The 15,785-nt window shown below is 68.4% G+C and carries 12 protein-coding genes; 9 read left to right on the top strand and 3 right to left on the bottom strand.

Going from position 1 to position 15,785, the window contains the following annotated elements:
* Window positions 1-87: 87 nt before the first annotated feature.
* Window positions 88-1,116 (bottom strand): hypothetical protein, encoded by a 1,029-nt coding sequence (locus tag AC1G9L_RS07660; RefSeq protein WP_010344140.1) that lies wholly within the window; start codon window positions 1,114-1,116, stop codon window positions 88-90.
* Between the two features lie 317 nt (window positions 1,117-1,433).
* The gene (locus AC1G9L_RS07665; RefSeq protein WP_481071059.1) at window positions 1,434-2,090 is read right to left on the bottom strand and encodes a YggS family pyridoxal phosphate-dependent enzyme; all 657 of its coding nucleotides are present in this window, start codon (window positions 2,088-2,090) and stop codon (window positions 1,434-1,436) included.
* 122 nt (window positions 2,091-2,212) lie between these two features.
* Here AC1G9L_RS07665 and AC1G9L_RS07670 point away from each other — a divergent pair, with 122 nt between their 5' ends.
* The 9 genes from AC1G9L_RS07670 (at window position 2,213) to AC1G9L_RS07710 (ending at window position 14,564) form a co-directional block, all read left to right on the top strand.
* Window positions 2,213-3,250 carry a type IV pilus twitching motility protein PilT gene (locus AC1G9L_RS07670; RefSeq protein ID WP_010344138.1) on the top strand — a complete coding sequence of 346 codons (1,038 nt, stop codon included), beginning with the start codon at window positions 2,213-2,215 and terminating at the stop codon, window positions 3,248-3,250.
* Window positions 3,251-3,377: 127 nt separating this feature from the next.
* A complete protein-coding gene (locus AC1G9L_RS07675) occupies window positions 3,378-4,508 on the top strand; it encodes a PilT/PilU family type 4a pilus ATPase (protein ID WP_010344137.1) in 1,131 nt (376 codons plus the stop codon).
* 155 nt (window positions 4,509-4,663) lie between these two features.
* A complete protein-coding gene (locus tag AC1G9L_RS07680; RefSeq protein ID WP_019800706.1) occupies window positions 4,664-5,944 on the top strand; it encodes a PQQ-binding-like beta-propeller repeat protein in 1,281 nt (426 codons plus the stop codon).
* Complete coding sequence (locus AC1G9L_RS07685) at window positions 5,941-7,440, top strand: GGDEF domain-containing protein (RefSeq protein WP_481070607.1); 1,500 nt, start codon at window positions 5,941-5,943, stop codon at window positions 7,438-7,440. Before AC1G9L_RS07680 ends, AC1G9L_RS07685 begins: the two co-directional genes overlap by 4 nt.
* A 489-nt stretch (window positions 7,441-7,929) precedes the next feature.
* Entirely contained in the window at window positions 7,930-8,526 is a 597-nt protein-coding gene (locus AC1G9L_RS07690; protein WP_019800751.1) for a hypothetical protein, read from the top strand.
* Between the two features lie 194 nt (window positions 8,527-8,720).
* Window positions 8,721-9,395 (top strand): YitT family protein, encoded by a 675-nt coding sequence (locus AC1G9L_RS07695; RefSeq protein ID WP_010344133.1) that lies wholly within the window; start codon window positions 8,721-8,723, stop codon window positions 9,393-9,395.
* Window positions 9,396-9,952: 557 nt separating this feature from the next.
* Complete coding sequence (locus AC1G9L_RS07700) at window positions 9,953-11,299, top strand: hypothetical protein (protein WP_481070608.1); 1,347 nt, start codon at window positions 9,953-9,955, stop codon at window positions 11,297-11,299.
* 37 nt (window positions 11,300-11,336) lie between these two features.
* Window positions 11,337-13,403 (top strand): LodA/GoxA family CTQ-dependent oxidase, encoded by a 2,067-nt coding sequence (locus tag AC1G9L_RS07705; protein ID WP_019800749.1) that lies wholly within the window; start codon window positions 11,337-11,339, stop codon window positions 13,401-13,403.
* Window positions 13,404-13,421: 18 nt separating this feature from the next.
* On the top strand, window positions 13,422-14,564 hold the full coding sequence (locus AC1G9L_RS07710) for an FAD-dependent monooxygenase (protein WP_481070609.1): 1,143 nt from the start codon (window positions 13,422-13,424) through the stop codon (window positions 14,562-14,564).
* 267 nt (window positions 14,565-14,831) lie between these two features.
* Here the strand turns inward: AC1G9L_RS07710 and AC1G9L_RS07715 are convergent, their stop codons facing one another.
* Window positions 14,832-15,734 (bottom strand): DUF72 domain-containing protein, encoded by a 903-nt coding sequence (locus AC1G9L_RS07715; RefSeq protein ID WP_481070610.1) that lies wholly within the window; start codon window positions 15,732-15,734, stop codon window positions 14,832-14,834.
* Between the last annotated feature and the right edge of the window lie 51 nt (window positions 15,735-15,785).

The following is a 15,785-nucleotide window of genomic DNA, read 5'->3' on the forward strand; positions in this document are numbered from 1 at the left end:
GCCGCGCCGCGTTGCTGCGGTGCGGCGCAACCGGATCGTGCCAGGCGAGAACGCGCCGGCCGCTGTGTGCTGACCGGCGCGACGGACTCAGTTGGACTCGGTGAAGGTGATCGACGGCGTGCTGCCGCCGGCCGTCGAGCAGCTGCCCAGGTTGAGGTTGTTGGTCTCGCCGGTGCTGCCGGCGTTGGCCGCGCAGGTCGGGGCGGCGGTGGAGCCGTTGGTGGCGGCCACCTTCACCGTGATCGACGAGCCGGAGTTGAAGTTGGCGCTGGAACCGCCGGCGTTGCCGACCACGTTGAACTCGGCGTCCTTCCACACCGTGGCCAGCTTGACCACGCTGTCCTTGGCGCTGACGCTGTAGGCGGTGCCGTTGTTGGTGAAGGTGATGGTGTCGTTGCCGTTGGCGGTGGCCGAACCGGTCAGCTTGAGGTTGGCCAGCTGCGTGGCCGGCACGTCCGGCGCGCTGACCGCGTTGCTGTTGCGGTAGCAGTCCGAGCCGCCGCCGCTCATCCAGCCGCTCGGGCAGCTGCTGCCGTAGCCGATCAGCCAGTACTGCATGAACACCGCGGCCTGGCCCTGGGTCTCGTAGTCGGTGGCGTAGACGAACTGCTGCCACACGGTGCAGCCGGAGCGGCCGCCGCAGACGCTGGTGGTGGCGTCGTAGTTGGAGTTGATCTGCAGCGAGTACTCGTTCGGGCCGAGGATGCCGCCGCCGCCGAAGGCCGCCACGCCGACGCCTTTCTCCGACGTCACGCCGGTGACCTGCGGGAAGCTGCCCACGGCCTTGCTGATCAGGGTGCTGGAGCGCAGCGCGTAGTCGTAGCCGTTGCCGGTGGTTTCGGTGGCGCCGAAGCGGATCTTGTGCGGCACCGGGTGCAGGTGGCGGGTGAGGGTCTTGCAGACGTCCGTTTGCCACTGCGTGTCGGGGTAGCTGGCATGGAAGCAGCCTTCCGCCGGCGTCGGTTGATGCGCCATGGTTTCGCGCCAGGCGGTGCGCGCCTGGACTTCCGCCGGCGACATCATCGCTTCTTCGTTGGTCCAGGCCGGCGTCGCCGTCGGCGCGGCCATGGCCGCGGGGACGTGCAGCAGACCGATGAAGCAGGAAGCGAACAGCAATCGGGTGGATGCTTGCATCTGTGACCTCGTTCGAGCCGAGCGCATTCGGCGATGGACTGCGGAGGACCCGCGGTCGGCCGCCATGTGAAGCGAAGCGCCTGCGTCTGAAACGTGACTGAATTAACGGTTCGCAACCGTGTCGCATGGTTCAGGAAGCGCTGTCGGCGCGAACCTTTCATTCATCCTGAAACTCTATGGTTTTCAAGTAGATCGGCTACGACAGAATTCCGATGTTGGTGAATCGTTTTTGAAGGTGTCGTAGACAAATCATCACGATGTCACGGGCGATGCGGTAATGCGGCGCGGCAGCAGCCGGTTCAGCCGGAAACGCGCGGGCCGCGCGCGCCGAACAGGGCCGTGCCGACCCGCACCATGGTGGCGCCGGCGGCGATGGCATCGGCGAAGTCGCCGCTCATGCCCATCGACAAGGTGTCGACCTGCGGATGGGCGGCGCGCAGCCGCACGAACAAGGCATGCATGCGCGCGAATGCGTCTATGCGGCGCTCGGCCTCCGGCCAGGGCGCGGGAATGGCCATCAACCCGCGCAAGGCCAGCGCCGGCTGTGCAGCGAGGGCCGCGGCCAGGGCGTCCACGGCGTCGGGCTGGCAGCCATGCTTGCTGGCCTCGTCGTCGATGTTGACCTGGATCAACACGTTCAGCGGCGCGCGCGCCGGCGCAGCCGCACGGCCCTTGGCCAGGGCGGCGACCAGCTTGGGCCGGTCCACCGTCTGCACCCAGTCGAACAGCGTCGCGGCCTGTTCGGCCTTGTTCGACTGCAGGTGGCCGATCAGATGCCACTCCAGTCCGGCCTCGGCCAGCGCGGCGATCTTGGCCGCCGCTTCCTGCACGTAGTTCTCGCCGAAGGCGCGCTGTCCCTGCGCGGCCAGCGCTGCCACGGCCTCGGCCGGCTGGGTCTTGGACACCGCCAGCAAGTGCGCGTGCGGGCGCCCTGCGGCGTCGGCGGCGCGGTCCATGTCCAGGCGGATCTGTTGCAGCGGCGAGAGGGGCACGGGCGGCGTTCCGGCAAAGGGAAGGGCGCTATACTGCCGGCCGGGGAATCATCCTTCCAGTCGCAGCCCAAGGGGAAAAGCAGCGTATGGATATCGCTGAACTATTGGCGTTCTCGGTCAAGAACAAGGCGTCCGACCTGCACCTGTCCGCGGGCCTGCCGCCGATGATCCGGGTCGATGGCGACGTCCGCCGCATCAACATTCCGGCGCTGGACCACAAGCAGGTGCACGCGCTTGTCTACGACATCATGTCGGACAAGCAGCGCCGCGACTACGAGGAATTCCTCGAGGTCGACTTCTCCTTCGAGATTCCCAGCCTGGCGCGCTTCCGCGTCAACGCGTTCAACCAGAATCGCGGCGCCGGCGCGGTGTTCCGCACCATTCCCTCGGAAGTGCTGACCCTGGAAGACCTCGGCTGCCCGCCGATCTTCCGCCAACTGATCGACCAGCCGCAGGGCCTGATCCTGGTCACCGGGCCGACCGGTTCGGGCAAGTCGACCACGCTCGCCGGCATGATCGACTACATCAACAAGAACGAATACGGCCACATCCTCACCGTCGAGGATCCGATCGAATTCGTGCACACCTCGCAGAAGTGCCTGATCAACCAGCGCGAGGTGCACCGTGACACCCACGGCTTCAACGAGGCGCTGCGCTCGGCGCTGCGCGAAGATCCGGACATCATCCTGGTCGGCGAGTTGCGCGACCTGGAAACCATCCGCCTGGCGCTGACCGCGGCGGAGACCGGCCACCTGGTGTTCGGCACCCTGCACACCAGCTCGGCGGCCAAGACCATCGACCGCATCATCGACGTGTTCCCCGCCGGCGAAAAGCCGATGGTGCGCTCGATGCTGTCCGAATCGCTGCGCGCGGTAATCTCGCAGGCGCTGCTGAAGAAGGTCGGCGGCGGCCGCACCGCGGCCTGGGAAATCATGGTCGGCACCCCCGCCATCCGCAACCTGATCCGCGAGGACAAGGTGGCGCAGATGTACTCGGCGATCCAGACCGGCCAGCAGAACGGCATGCAGACCCTGGACCAGCACCTGCAGGACCTGGTCAAGCGCAGCCTGATCACCCGCAACCAGGCCCGCGAATACGCCAAGGACAAGCGGTTGTTCGAGTGAGGCCGGGAATCGGGAGCAGGGAATCGGGAATGGGAAGAGCAACGGCCCCATCCTTCCCGCTTCCGGATGCCCGCTGTTGCGATTCCCGATTCTCCATTCCCGATTCTCAGCTCCGAAGGAGCCGACCATGAGCACCATCGACTTCACCTCCTTCCTGAAACTGATGGCGCACCAGAAGGCGTCGGACCTGTTCATCACCTCGGGCATGCCGCCGGCGATCAAGGTGCACGGCAAGATCACGCCGATCACGCAGACGCCGCTGACGCCGCAGCAGAGCCGCGACCTGGTGCTGAACGTGATGACGCCGGCGCAGCGCGAGGAGTTCGAGAAGACCCACGAGTGCAACTTCGCCATCGGCGTGGCCGGGGTCGGGCGCTTCCGCGTCAGTTGCTTCTACCAGCGCAACCAGGTCGGCATGGTGCTGCGCCGGATCGAGACGCGCATTCCCAGCGTGGACGAGCTGAACCTGCCGCCGGTCATCAAGACCCTGGCGATGACCAAGCGCGGCATCATCATCTTCGTCGGCGCCACCGGCACCGGCAAGTCGACCTCGCTGGCGGCGATGATCGGCTACCGCAACCAGAACTCCACCGGGCACATCATCACCATCGAGGACCCGATCGAGTTCGTGCACAAGCACGAGGGCTGCATCATCACCCAGCGCGAGGTCGGCATCGACACCGACAGCTGGGAGAACGCGCTGAAGAACACCCTGCGCCAGGCGCCGGACGTGATCATGATCGGCGAGGTGCGCACCCGCGAGGGCATGGACCACGCCATCTCCTTCGCCGAGACCGGCCACCTGGTGCTGTGCACCCTGCACGCCAACAACGCCAACCAGGCGATGGACCGCGTGATCAACTTCTTCCCCGAAGACCGCCGCAGCCAGTTGCTGATGGATTTGTCGCTGAACCTGCGCGGCGTGGTCGCGCAGCAGCTGATCCCGACCCCGGACGGCAAGGGCCGCCGCGTGGCCATGGAGATCATGCTCGGCACGCCGCTGGTGCAGGACTACATCCGCGAGGGCGAGATCCACAAGCTCAAGGACGTGATGAAGGAGTCCACCAACCTGGGCATGAAGACCTTCGACCAGAGCCTGTTCGAGCTGTACCAGGCCGGCGAGATCAGCTACGAGGATGCGCTGCGCCACGCCGATTCGCAGAACGAGGTGCGCCTGCGCATCAAGCTGGCCCAGGGCGGCGACGCGCGCACCCTGGCGCAGGGCCTGGACGGGGTCGAGATCGCCGAGGTGCGCTGAGCCGTCCGGCAGGCGCGCGCGTCGGCGCCCGGGGCGGTTGAGGGCCCCACGTCGCGGCTGCACGCTCGGCGTCGTTCACGGGTGTCGTGTTTCAGTCCAGCGTCTGCTTTCCGTCGGTGGAGGACGGACGCTTCAGCCGAAGGGAGAAAGCCGCGATGAACGACGTGCCTGAACTGCTCTGGTCGACCCAGCCGCATGCCGGCTACTACATCAACTCGGTGGCGGTGTCCGACGATGGCAATGTCATCGTCGCCGGCACCTTTTTCCACCAGTACGGCGGCTTGTCGCAGATTCCCGGGCTGGAGGCGGTGCCGGTCGAGCAGCGCAAGATCTTCGAGCGCATCGCGCCTGCGGCCACCCGCAGCGACGTCGGCGGCAACCAGCAGGGCTGCTTCGGCACCTATGCCTGGGATCGCGCCGGCAACCGTCTGCTGACGAAGGAGTTCGACGGCTGGCAGGGCGTGTACTGGGTCGACGTGGCGGCGCACGGTGGCACCATGGCCAGCTGCGGCTGGAAGAGCCAGTCGCCGTATGCGGGCTTCGTCGGTGCCTGGGCGGTTCCCGGCGGCGACGAGCTGCTGTCCTTCGCGCTCCCCGTCCGCGGCAACATGGTGGCGCTGGACGCGGGCGGGCGGACCTTGCTGGCCGGCGCCGAGCAGGGCTATCTGTTCTACCGCGAGGGCGATGCGGCGTTCTCCGCCACGCCCGCGTGCATCGCGCTGACCGCCGGGGGCACCGGCGACAGCGCCGACAGCGTCATCGCCACCGGCATCGCCGCCGATGGCACGATCGGGCTGGTGGCCAGCGCGCAGGGCGAAATCATCCTGTTCCCGATCGCCGCGGGACAACCGGGGACGCTGACGCGTTGGCAGTTGCCCAAGCAGGCCCGCGTGCATGCCGCGGCGCTGTCGGGCGATGGGCGCCGGGCCTATGCCGGTGCCAGCGACGGCACGCTGTACGCGTTCGACGTGGCGACGTTCCAGAAAACCCCTGGGCCGGCCTGGACCCAGACGGTGCCCGAAGGCGCCACGACCATCTACGGGGTGGCCTGCGATCGTGCCGGCGACAAGGTCGCGATCGCCGGCAATCTCAGCGGCGGTGGCATCGTCGCCGTGTACGCCGATGCCGGCACCGCCGCGACGCTGCAGTGGACCGCGCACAGCGCGCACTCGCCCAACGACCTGGCGTTCGACCCGGACGGACAGTGGCTGGGGCTGGCCGATGGCCATCCCGACGGCACGCCCGGCGCGTTCACGCTCTGGAACGCGGGCGACGGCACCCAGCAATGGTCCTATGGCACGGGCAACATGAGCTGGCCGATCCGTCTGAACAGCGGTGCCACGGTGGTGGTGGGCGGCAGCGACGACAGCACGGTCACCGCCTTCGTCGGCCCCGGTTCGGCCATCGGCCGTGGCCGCGCGGAGTCGGATGGATGACAGGCAGGGACGCCGAGGCGCCGTTTCGCACGCGCGCCGCGGCGCCGCGCCGCCCTGGCGTGCTGGTGCTGCTGTCGGCGGTGCTGGTGGTGGCGTGGCTGGCGGTCTTCGATCTGGCGCGGGTGTTGGGTTATCAGCCGCACACCAGCCTGTGGTTCCCGCCGGTCGCGGTGACGCTGGCCACGTTCATGGTGTTGGGCTGGCGCGGCGCGCCGGCGATCGCCACGGCCTGCGTGCTGGCCACGCTGCTCAGTTTCTATCGCGCGAGCGACCACGCGGCCGTCCCCGACCGTGCGGTGCTGGCCTATGCGCTGCTGTTCACCGCGCAACAGTTCTGCATCTGGGGTGGGCTGGCCTGGCTGCTGCGCCGGGTGGGCCGTGGCGCGTCCTCGACCAGCCTGCCGCGCGTGGTCACCTCCTTCATCCTGGGCGGCGGCGTGGCCGCGCTGCTGTCGGCCTGCCTGGGCGGGGCCGGGCTGGCCGTCACCGGCGCCATCGATCTGCCGACCCTGCTTGCCCAGTCGATCCCATGGGCGATCGGCGACTACGCCGGCCTGCTGGCGCTCGGCCCGCTGGCGATCGTCGCGGTGCTGCGCCTGGCCGAGGCGCTGCGGATCGTGCCGCAGCCGGGCATCCCGCGCTTCTCGGGGATGATCGCGCCCACCGGCAGCGTGTCGGGCTATCTGGTCAAGCTGGCGCTGCTGCTCGGCGTCACCCTGGCGGTGATGGCGCTGGCGGCCGCGTTGCCGCGGCAGCCGGCGGTGGTGTTCGCGCTGTTCGTGGTGGTGGTGATCCAGTTGTGGATCGTGCATACCCACGGGATGCTGCAGGCGCTGGTGGCGATTGCCGCCTTCAGCCTGCTGATCGCCCTGGCCACGCCCTTGCTGCGGCTCGAGGCGCAGGCGCTGGCGCTGCAGTTCGCCATGATCAGCCTGGCGGCGAACAGCTACTTCGGGCTGGCGGTCCCCGGGCTCTACGCCGACAACACGCGGTTGCGCCATGCGCTGGTACGCGATCCGGTGACCGGCGCGCTGTCGCGGACCGGATTCCTGGAGCAGGTGCTCAACGATCTGCAACTGGCCGCGCAGGATCCGCGTCCGCTGGCGGTGATCGTCGCCGACATGGACAACCTCAAGGCGATCAACGACCAGTTCGGACACGCCGCCGGCGATGCCGCCCTGCGCGCCTTCGTCAAGCGCTGCCGGCGCTGCCTGCGGCCGGGCCAGTTGCTGGGGCGTCGTGGGGGCGACGAATTCGCGCTGTACCTGCCGCTGACCACGCCGGAGCGGGCGGACGCGCTGATCGATGCCCTGCGCGGGGCGCTGGCCAAACCCGGCGACGACGACGGCTTCGCGACCGCCCTGTCGGCCAGTTTCGGCCTGGTCCTGTGCAGCTTGCGGGATCTGGATGCGGAAGCGCTGGAGGAACTGCTCGCACGTGCGGATGCGGAGATGTACGCGGACAAGCGGCAGCGCCGCGCCGTGGCGGTGCGCTGAGGGTTCCGCTTGTCCCGTCTGGAGAAGGTGGTCTGCAGGGGCGGATGAGGGGAGGGCGGAGCCTCGTGGTCTTGGTTCGGCGGGACGCTTCGCGCCGGACCCTCACCCCAACCCCTCTCCCGAGGGGAGAGGAGCTTTAGCCGTTCCTTCTCCCCTCGGGAGAAGGTGCCCCGAAGGGGCGGATGAGGGTACGGGCGGAGCCTCGTGGTTTGGTTCGGCGGGACGCCTTCGCGCCGTACCCTCACCCCAACCCCTCTCCCGAGGGGAGAGGGGCTTTGCTGTTCCTTCTCCCCTCGGGAGAAGGTGCCCCGAAGGGACGGATGAGGGTACGGGCGGAGCCTCGTGCGTCCTGGCGCTGCGAGACGCTTCGCGCTGTACCCTCACCCCAACCCCTCTCCCGAGGGGAGAGGGGCTTTAGCCGTTCCTTCTCCCGTCGGGAGAAGGTGCCCCGAAGGGGCGGATGAGGGTGCGGTAAGCCAGAATGCCACCATGCAAACAGACAACCCCTACGCCGCTCCCGTCGCCACGCTGCCCGACACCGAGACCGCTGCGGCGACCACCGACCCCCTCTCCACGCTGTTCGCGCCCTCGGCGGCCAAGCTGGCGTTGCTGTGCGCGACCAGCTTCGGCTGGTATGCGCTGTACTGGTTCTACCGCAACTGGCGCGCCCTGCGCCTGCTGCCCGGGCGCCGGCGCATCTCCCCGGTGTGGCGCTCGGTGTTCTCGTTGATCTGGGTGTTCGCCTGCTTTCGCGGGCTTGAACGCACCGTCGGCGCGCAGCGCGGCGCGCTGGTCGGCTGGCTCGGGCCGGCGCTGGCCTATGTCTGCCTGAGCCTGCTGGGCGCGTGGCCCTCCGCGTTGTCCTTGTTGACGCTGCTGACGTGGACGCCGGTCGTGCTGGTCAACCAGCGGCTGGCGCGGTTCAAGCAGGCGCGCGGGCTGCCGCGCAGCGCGGTGGAGCGGTTCAACGCCTGGACGTGGACGTGGCTGGCCATCGCTGGGCCGGTGGTGCTGCTGGTGGTGATCTCGATGGTGAGGGCGGTGACCGTCGGCCTCCCCATCGACATCGATCTGCCGCAGCGATAGGTCCCAAACGCTCGGCGGAATCGGGGAAGGCCACAAGGTCGGCATCCGGCGCCGACACGCGGCAGGGACGATCCGCTGCGCGTCTTCAAAGTTTCATGTGCAACCACCTCCTGGCTGGTGTCTAATACCGCCCCCCACGCTGTGCCCCTCCCGTGAGCCTTCCCGATTCCGATCTGCGTCCGGACCTGGACCCATTGCCCGACGACGGCACCGTCGTCACCGCCGGACCGCTGACCCCGCCGCCGGATTCGGCCGGCACCGTGCAGGATGCGCGCGCGCTGCGCCACAGCGTGGCCGAGGACGTGCAGGGGATGGTGCTGGCGACCCTGGTGGCCTCGCTGGGGCTGGCGGTGTTCGCCCATGGCGGCCTGATGATCGGCGGCATGGCCGGCGTGGCCTTCCTGCTGCACTACGCGCTGGGCTGGAACTTCGGCCTGATGTTCGTGCTGGTCAACCTGCCGTTCTATTGGCTGGCGGTGCGGCGCATGGGCTGGGAATTCACCCTCAAGACCTTCGTCGCGGTCGCCGCCTGCGGCCTGCTGACCGATCTGCTGCCGCGCTGGGCGCAGTGGGCGAGGATGACGCCGCTGTTCTCGGCACTGGTCGGCGGCGCGCTGGTCGGGCTCGGCATCCTGTTCTTCATCCGCCACCGCGCCAGCCTGGGTGGTGTCGGCATCCTGGCGGTCTACCTGCAGCGCAGCCGCGGCTGGAGCGCGGGCAAGGTGCAGATGAGCTTCGACGCGGCGCTGATGGCGGTGGCGTTCTGGCTGCTGGCGCCGCAGCAGGTGCTGTACTCGGCGATCGGCGCGGTGGTGCTGAGCCTGGTGCTGATGTTCAACCATCGCGCCGGGCGCTACATGGGCGTGTGAGTCCACGGCCGGTCGCCGTCGCGCGATCGGCGCTGTGCTCATCGCGCATGCAGATGTTCCTCGCGGATGCGCGAACGTCTCGCGATCTGCACGCACCGCATCTGGTTACGCATGACCTGCATGCACTGGCTGCAGGCCAACGACGCACTGTCGCGCCGTGCTGCGCGCAACAGCCGCCGCGCAGCACGGCAACTGTCTACGGAATCTCCGCGGTGTCTACGGAATGGTCTTGCCGCCCGAGTGTGACGCAGCGCATGCTGACCTTGCAGAAAAGGTGAGTGCGCACAGACGGCGCACGCGATCGCGGGGAGCGCGATCCACCTGCACGACATGACCACGATGTTCGACGCCGCGCCTGCGCGGCGGCGCGGTGCCGCCTGTCCGGTGCACTGCGGCGGATGCCGGCGCCTACAGCTTTTCCACGGAACGAGGACAGTGCGATGAAACGTGCGATGGGATTCGCGGCATTGGTCTGTGTGGTGGTCGCGGCGTGTTCTGCCGTGAATCCGGGTGCCAATGGACGTCCTGACACGGGCCCCGGCCCCAACAGCAGTGTGGTGACCAGTACCGACCAACCAGCACCACGACCATGCCTGCCGCCGCCCCCCTCTCCCGACTTCCCGAGCTGGTTCCCGCACGCGAAGACGCAGGACCCGAACCTGGCGTCATTTACGTTCGAGACCAATTGCCAGTTCCATCAGTGGTCGTGGAATGCGTTTCTGTGGCTGACTCAGGACGTGGGGGAAGGGCAGCCGCGCTTCCTGAGCATGACCGCCGACGGCATCGCCGGTATCCCCGATGGCGTGCTCGACCCGCTGATCGGGCGCTCGCAGCAGGCGCGCACCGTTGAACTGATCGAGCAGGCAGGGCCGGATGGCGTGCTGGTGGATCGCGACGGACGCGCGGTGTACTACTCGATCCACTCCAACGACGTGTTCGGCAACTTCATCGCCAGCAAAAATTTGAAGGATCCCGAGACGCTGCGCCACTTCGATGCCGACACGCCGTTCCCGGTCGGCAGCATGACCCTGAAGGCGGCCTGGAAAGTGGTGCAACCGGGCGAGGATGTGTCCGGGTTCTATACCCGCCAGGCGGAGATCGCGACACTTTACACACGCAAGGGCAAGATCGTGAGCACGGACAAGTCGGGCAAGACCGTGCCCAGGACCGAGACCGTGGCCCTGGTCGGCTTCCACATTGGCGGCACGGTCAAGGGCCACCCGGAAATGATCTGGGCCACCTTCGAGCACCGCAACAACGCGCCGGACGTGACGAAGAACCTCAATCCTGGCGAGCCCGTCTCGAAGAGAGACTGGACCTTCTACAAGGCCGGTACCCCGATCGAGCAATGCAACGTCAACGCGGCCGGTGCCGGTGCGCTCACCTTGAACCAGACGGCGCAGACGCTGAGTCCCGTCACCCAGGTATGCCGCATGGAGCCCTATGGCGGAGAAAAGCCGTGTAGCGGCAGCGACTGCAACATCGACAACATCAAGGCGCTCAATGCCTCGGTACAGACCCAGTTGAACGATGTGTGGAAGAACTACTTCGAGGTCGGTGCCATCTGGTTCGTCGCCCCCGATGCTTTGAAGCCCAATTGCACGTTCCAGCCCGGGTCGGCGTTGGAGTGCATTCCTAAGCCGACACCCGCGGGTGCGCCGCCGCTGATCACCGGCTCGATCAAGCTGTCCAACTCCACCATCGAGACCTTCACCCAGGTGCAGAGCACGCAGAACAACTGCTTCGCCTGCCATAACACCACGCAGGTCATCTCGTCCGATCCGCGCGCGCAGTCGTTGCCGGGGCTGAACGTCAACATCAGCCACGTGGTGATCAACGACTACTTCCAGGCGCAGGTGCCGCAGAAGGCACCACCGGCAGCGCGGCCGGCCACGCCGCGCTGAAGCGCGCCCCTCTCACCCGGATCAGGAGCAAGTCATCATGACCAGCAACGTGTTTCGCGTGCATCCGGCGATCGGTATCGGCCGCGTCGGCGACAGCCAGGAGTTCTATTTGGCACCGGTCACCGCGGCCGGTACCCGCGACGCCGACGGCCTGTTCGGCGGACTGCCGGTGCAACCGGGAACCGAGTCCACGCCGATCTCCGAGCACGACTTCCGCGATGCCGCCGGCAACGTCAAGCGCCAGGCGGCGCGCTTCCATATCTACGCCTATCCCAGCGGCAGTTCCGGCACCTATCCCAACGGCGGCGGCGTGCGCGTGGACGTGGGTAGCGTCGTCGATGGCAAGCGGGTCAAGGACATCGTCTGGACCGTGCATCTTGCCAACAAAAAGCTCAACAACTATTCGACGGTGAGCAAGGACGGCAAGTTTCGCGGCATCGGCGCATACGAGTCACCCAGCCTATTGGAACTGCGCAATGCGGACTACACCAAGTCCGGCGACCCCAACGACCCGGTGCGCCTTCGGCAGTTGGTGATCGATCCCGGCCCGCGCGCGATCAGCGCCGCGGCTGCCAATGCCTCCGTGGTCGGCTTCGACACGCGCACTCCGGCCAGCTATGCCGATGCCAGTGGCGCTATCCGCCAGCAGCCGGACTATCCGCGCAGCTTCCCGGCCGACTTCCATCAGCTTCATGAGCCGCTGGGGCCGCTGGATTCGCTCGGCGACATGCGGGTGGAGCCGGGCACAGGCGCGCTGATCGTCGCCGGCGGCTTCGCCCGGACCTCGGCGGTGATAGGGGCCGACGGCAAGTATCCGGAGTTGGGCGACCCGACCGAGAACGGCCTGTGGTACGACGATGCCGCCGATGGCCCGGTCAATGCCGTGTTGCTCTTCACCGACGGCAGCACCGCCAGCGTGCAGGGCGCGTGGTACGTCACCGGCGATCCGGGCTATGCGCCGCAGACGCGCAACGTGGTCTCCACCTGGGATGACGTCTACGACGTGTGGGTACGCGAATTGGGCTTGGTGCCGTCGCTGTACGCCAACGGCGATTTCCTTGCCAGCTACCGGCCGTCCTTCAGCGACGACATCCAGCCGATCTTCCACGCGGCGATGCTGCAGCGGTGGAACACCAACCTGCCGAAGGGGGCGATCAAGGGACACGACATGATCGGGGCGATCCAGCCGACCGACGACCCGACCGTGAAGATCCCCAATCTGAAGACGCTGATCCGCGACCCGGCCTCCAGCGACGATGCCAAGACCGGCTCGCCGATGATGCCGCTTTCTCTAGGCGACGCGCAGAAGAGCTTCCTCAGCGTCAGTTCCACCCAGTATTTCTTGCTGAGCCAATGGCACGGCAAGAACTACGCGCAAGGCGGCGCACCCGTGTTGGGTGCCGGCGAAGTGCTGGACCGTGTCACCCTGCAGAACTGCCTGGGCGGGCGCTACAGCCCGGGGATCGAGGTGTCGTTCCCGATCCGCGACGTCAATCTCTACGTGCAGGACTGGCAGGCCAAGGACTGCGGGCCGTTCCGCATCAACCAGGCGCCGCTGGACTACAGCAAGGCGAGCAAGGACAGCGCGCTGCTGAGCTTCGGCTATGTGCCGCTGCAAACGCATCCGGTGGAGCCGGGCGACCTGTCCAAGTTCATGTCGGTGCCGTGGCATACCGACTACAACTCCTGCGCCACCCATCTGCCCGATCCCAATCCGGGGAAGGACACGGTGAATCCGAACAACACCCTGTTCTGGTCGTGGCCGTCGGAGCGGCCGTTCGCGGTGTATCCGGCGCAGTTGTGCCAGGTCGATCCGGACGACGACACCTGGTACCTGGGACCGCAGGTGTACTCGGTGCGCGGCACCGGCACCGACAGCCCGTATCCGACCAGGGCAGGGCGCTTCCAGGCGTATGCGGACTTCGTCGCCAACTGGTCCAAGGTCGGCTTCGTCATCAGCGGCGCGCGGATCGCCCAGGTGCCCGGCAAGCCGCCGTATCCGCCCGAGTTGTTTCTCGAAGTGGCGAGCCGGTTCGATCCGGGCAAGGAGTTCGTCGCACCCTGGCCGATGGCGAACGTGCCAGTCGATCCGGATCTGCCATGAGCGCGCACGTGGAGTGCGATGCGCGTGGCTGAGCCGGCGGCAGCGACGACGCCGGATGCGCGCCATGCGGTGGCCATCGTCGGCGGCGGCGCCGCCGGCTGCGCCACCGCGCTGGCGCTGGCCGCGCGCGGGGTCGAGGACGTGGTGGTGGTCGACATGGGTCGCGCCGCGGGCTGGCGGCTGGGCGAGGCGCTGGCGCCGACCGCCAGCGCGGCGCTGCAGCGGCTGGGCGTGTGGGAGCCGTTCCTGGCGCAGCGGCCGCTGGCCTCGGCCGGCAGTTGTGCCAGTTGGGGCCGGCCGGAGCTGGGCTACAACGACTTCATCGTCGCCGGCCAGGGCAAGGGCTGGCACGTGGACCGCGCCGCCTTCGACGCGATGCTGGCCGCGGCGGTGTCGGCGCAGGGCGGGACGCTGTTGCGCGGTCTGCGCCTGGGTGCAGTCGGCCGCGCCGCCGATGGCGATCACGTGCTGGAGCTGCACGGCGCGCAGGGCGACGTGCGCCGGCTGCGCGCCGGGTTCCTGGTGGATGCCAGCGGCATCGCCGCCGCAGCCGTGCGTCGGCTGGGCGTTGCCCGCAACGAGGTGGACTGCCTGGCCTTCGTCGCCGGCGTGTTCGCACTGGAGCGGGCCGAGGCGATTCCGTCGCAGGCCTTGCTGGAGGCCTGCGCCGACGGTTGGTGGTATGCGGCGAAGTTGCCGGGCCAGCGCCTGATGCTGGCCCTGGCGCTGGAGCCGCGCCGGCAGCGGGACTTCCTCCACCGCGACGCGTGGCTGGCGGCGGCACACCAGACCCGGCATGTTGCACAGTGGCTGGCGCAGGGCGCGGCGCGCGCGCCCGAGACCGATGGCCTGATCGCGGCGCTGGGGCCGTCGGCGATTCTCAGCCGCGTGGTGGGCGCCGACTGGTTGGCGGTGGGCGACGCGGCCAGCGCCTACGATCCGCTGACCGCCCACGGCATCGTCAAGGCCTTGCAGGACGGCGAGGCAGCCGCGCATGCGCTGGCGGCGCATCTGCAAGGTGCTGGCCCGTCACCGCTGGCGGCGTACCAGGACGGTGTGTTCGCGCGTTTCCGCGCCTACCTGCGCGAGCGCGGGGCCTTGTACGCGCGCGAGCGGCGCTGGGCGCAGGCGCCGTTCTGGCAGGCGCGGCTGGCGGAGTGATGCGGCGGCACTGGAGCGCGGCGCCTGGCTTGCCCAGTGCGTATCGCGTCTTTGAGCACGATGGGAGAGGCAAGCACGCGCAGGCGTGACGTCCGCGATCCTTTCATCATGACGAAAGGCAGTGCGCAGGAGCGGCTTCAGTCGCGACAGGCATGGCCGGTAACGCCGCGTCGCGGCTGATCCCAAACAGGGGACAAGAGCCGCTCCTACGCGATAGCGGCGGGACAGCGCCGTGGTGTGACGCGTAGTCCCGGCATAGCGGGCCGCTCAATCGTCGCTGTCGCCGCGCGCCGGGCACGGCGTCGGCACGCCCAGCCGTTGCGCCAGGCGCCGCGCGTCGAACGGTGCGTGCACCTTTATGTCGTTGTCGAAATAGCAGTACACGTCGCGGCGCGCCCGCGTCGGGGCGCGAGGACCGACTCGCTGTGCGTCGGCCGGCTCGCCGCCGCGGTGCCAGGCGTCGATGCGCCTGGCCCAGGCGTCGAGCGCCTTGTCGTCGTAGCCGCTGGCATAGAGTTGCGCATCGCCGTGCAGGCGCAGGTACAGGAAGTCGGCGGTCACGTCTTCCAGGTAGGGCCACTTGCCGCCCGTGTCGGCCTGCACCAGCGCCACCCGATGTTTCCGAAGCAAGGCCACCGCCTCCGGCGTGGCGAAGCTGGGGTGGCGCACTTCCAGTGCATGGCGCAGGCGCCGGTTGCGGTCGATCCGCAGCACGCTGCGTTCGCGCATGCGCGCAGTGTCGCGTTTGCGCGCCAGCGCCAGGGCGGCCTCGCTGGTGCGCGGCAGCAGCGTCAGGAAGGCATCCAGCAGGTCGTGATCGAAGGCCAGCGACGGCGGCAACTGCCACAGCAGCGGCCCGAGCTTCGGTCCCAGCGCGAGCAGGCCGGAAGCGAAGAAATTGGCCAGCGGCTGCTCGCAGTCGCGCAGCCGCTTCAGGTGGGTGACGGAGCGCGGGCCCTTGACCGCGAACACGAAGCCGCCCGGGGTGGCGTCGTGCCAGGCGGCGTAGCTCTTCGGGGTCTGCAGCGAATAGAACGAACCGTTGAGTTCCACCGAGCGGAAGCATCGCGCGGCATATTCCAGCTCCCGCCGCTGGGTCAGCTCGGACGGGTAGAAGACGCCGCGCCAGCGCGGGTAGCGCCAGCCGGAAATGCCGATGCGCAAAGCCATGCGCCGACCATGCCGTCGCTGTCGTGCAGCGCTCGTGCAGGCCGCGCCAAG

The sequence above is a fragment of the Xanthomonas sp. NCPPB 1132 genome (genome assembly GCF_056629235.1).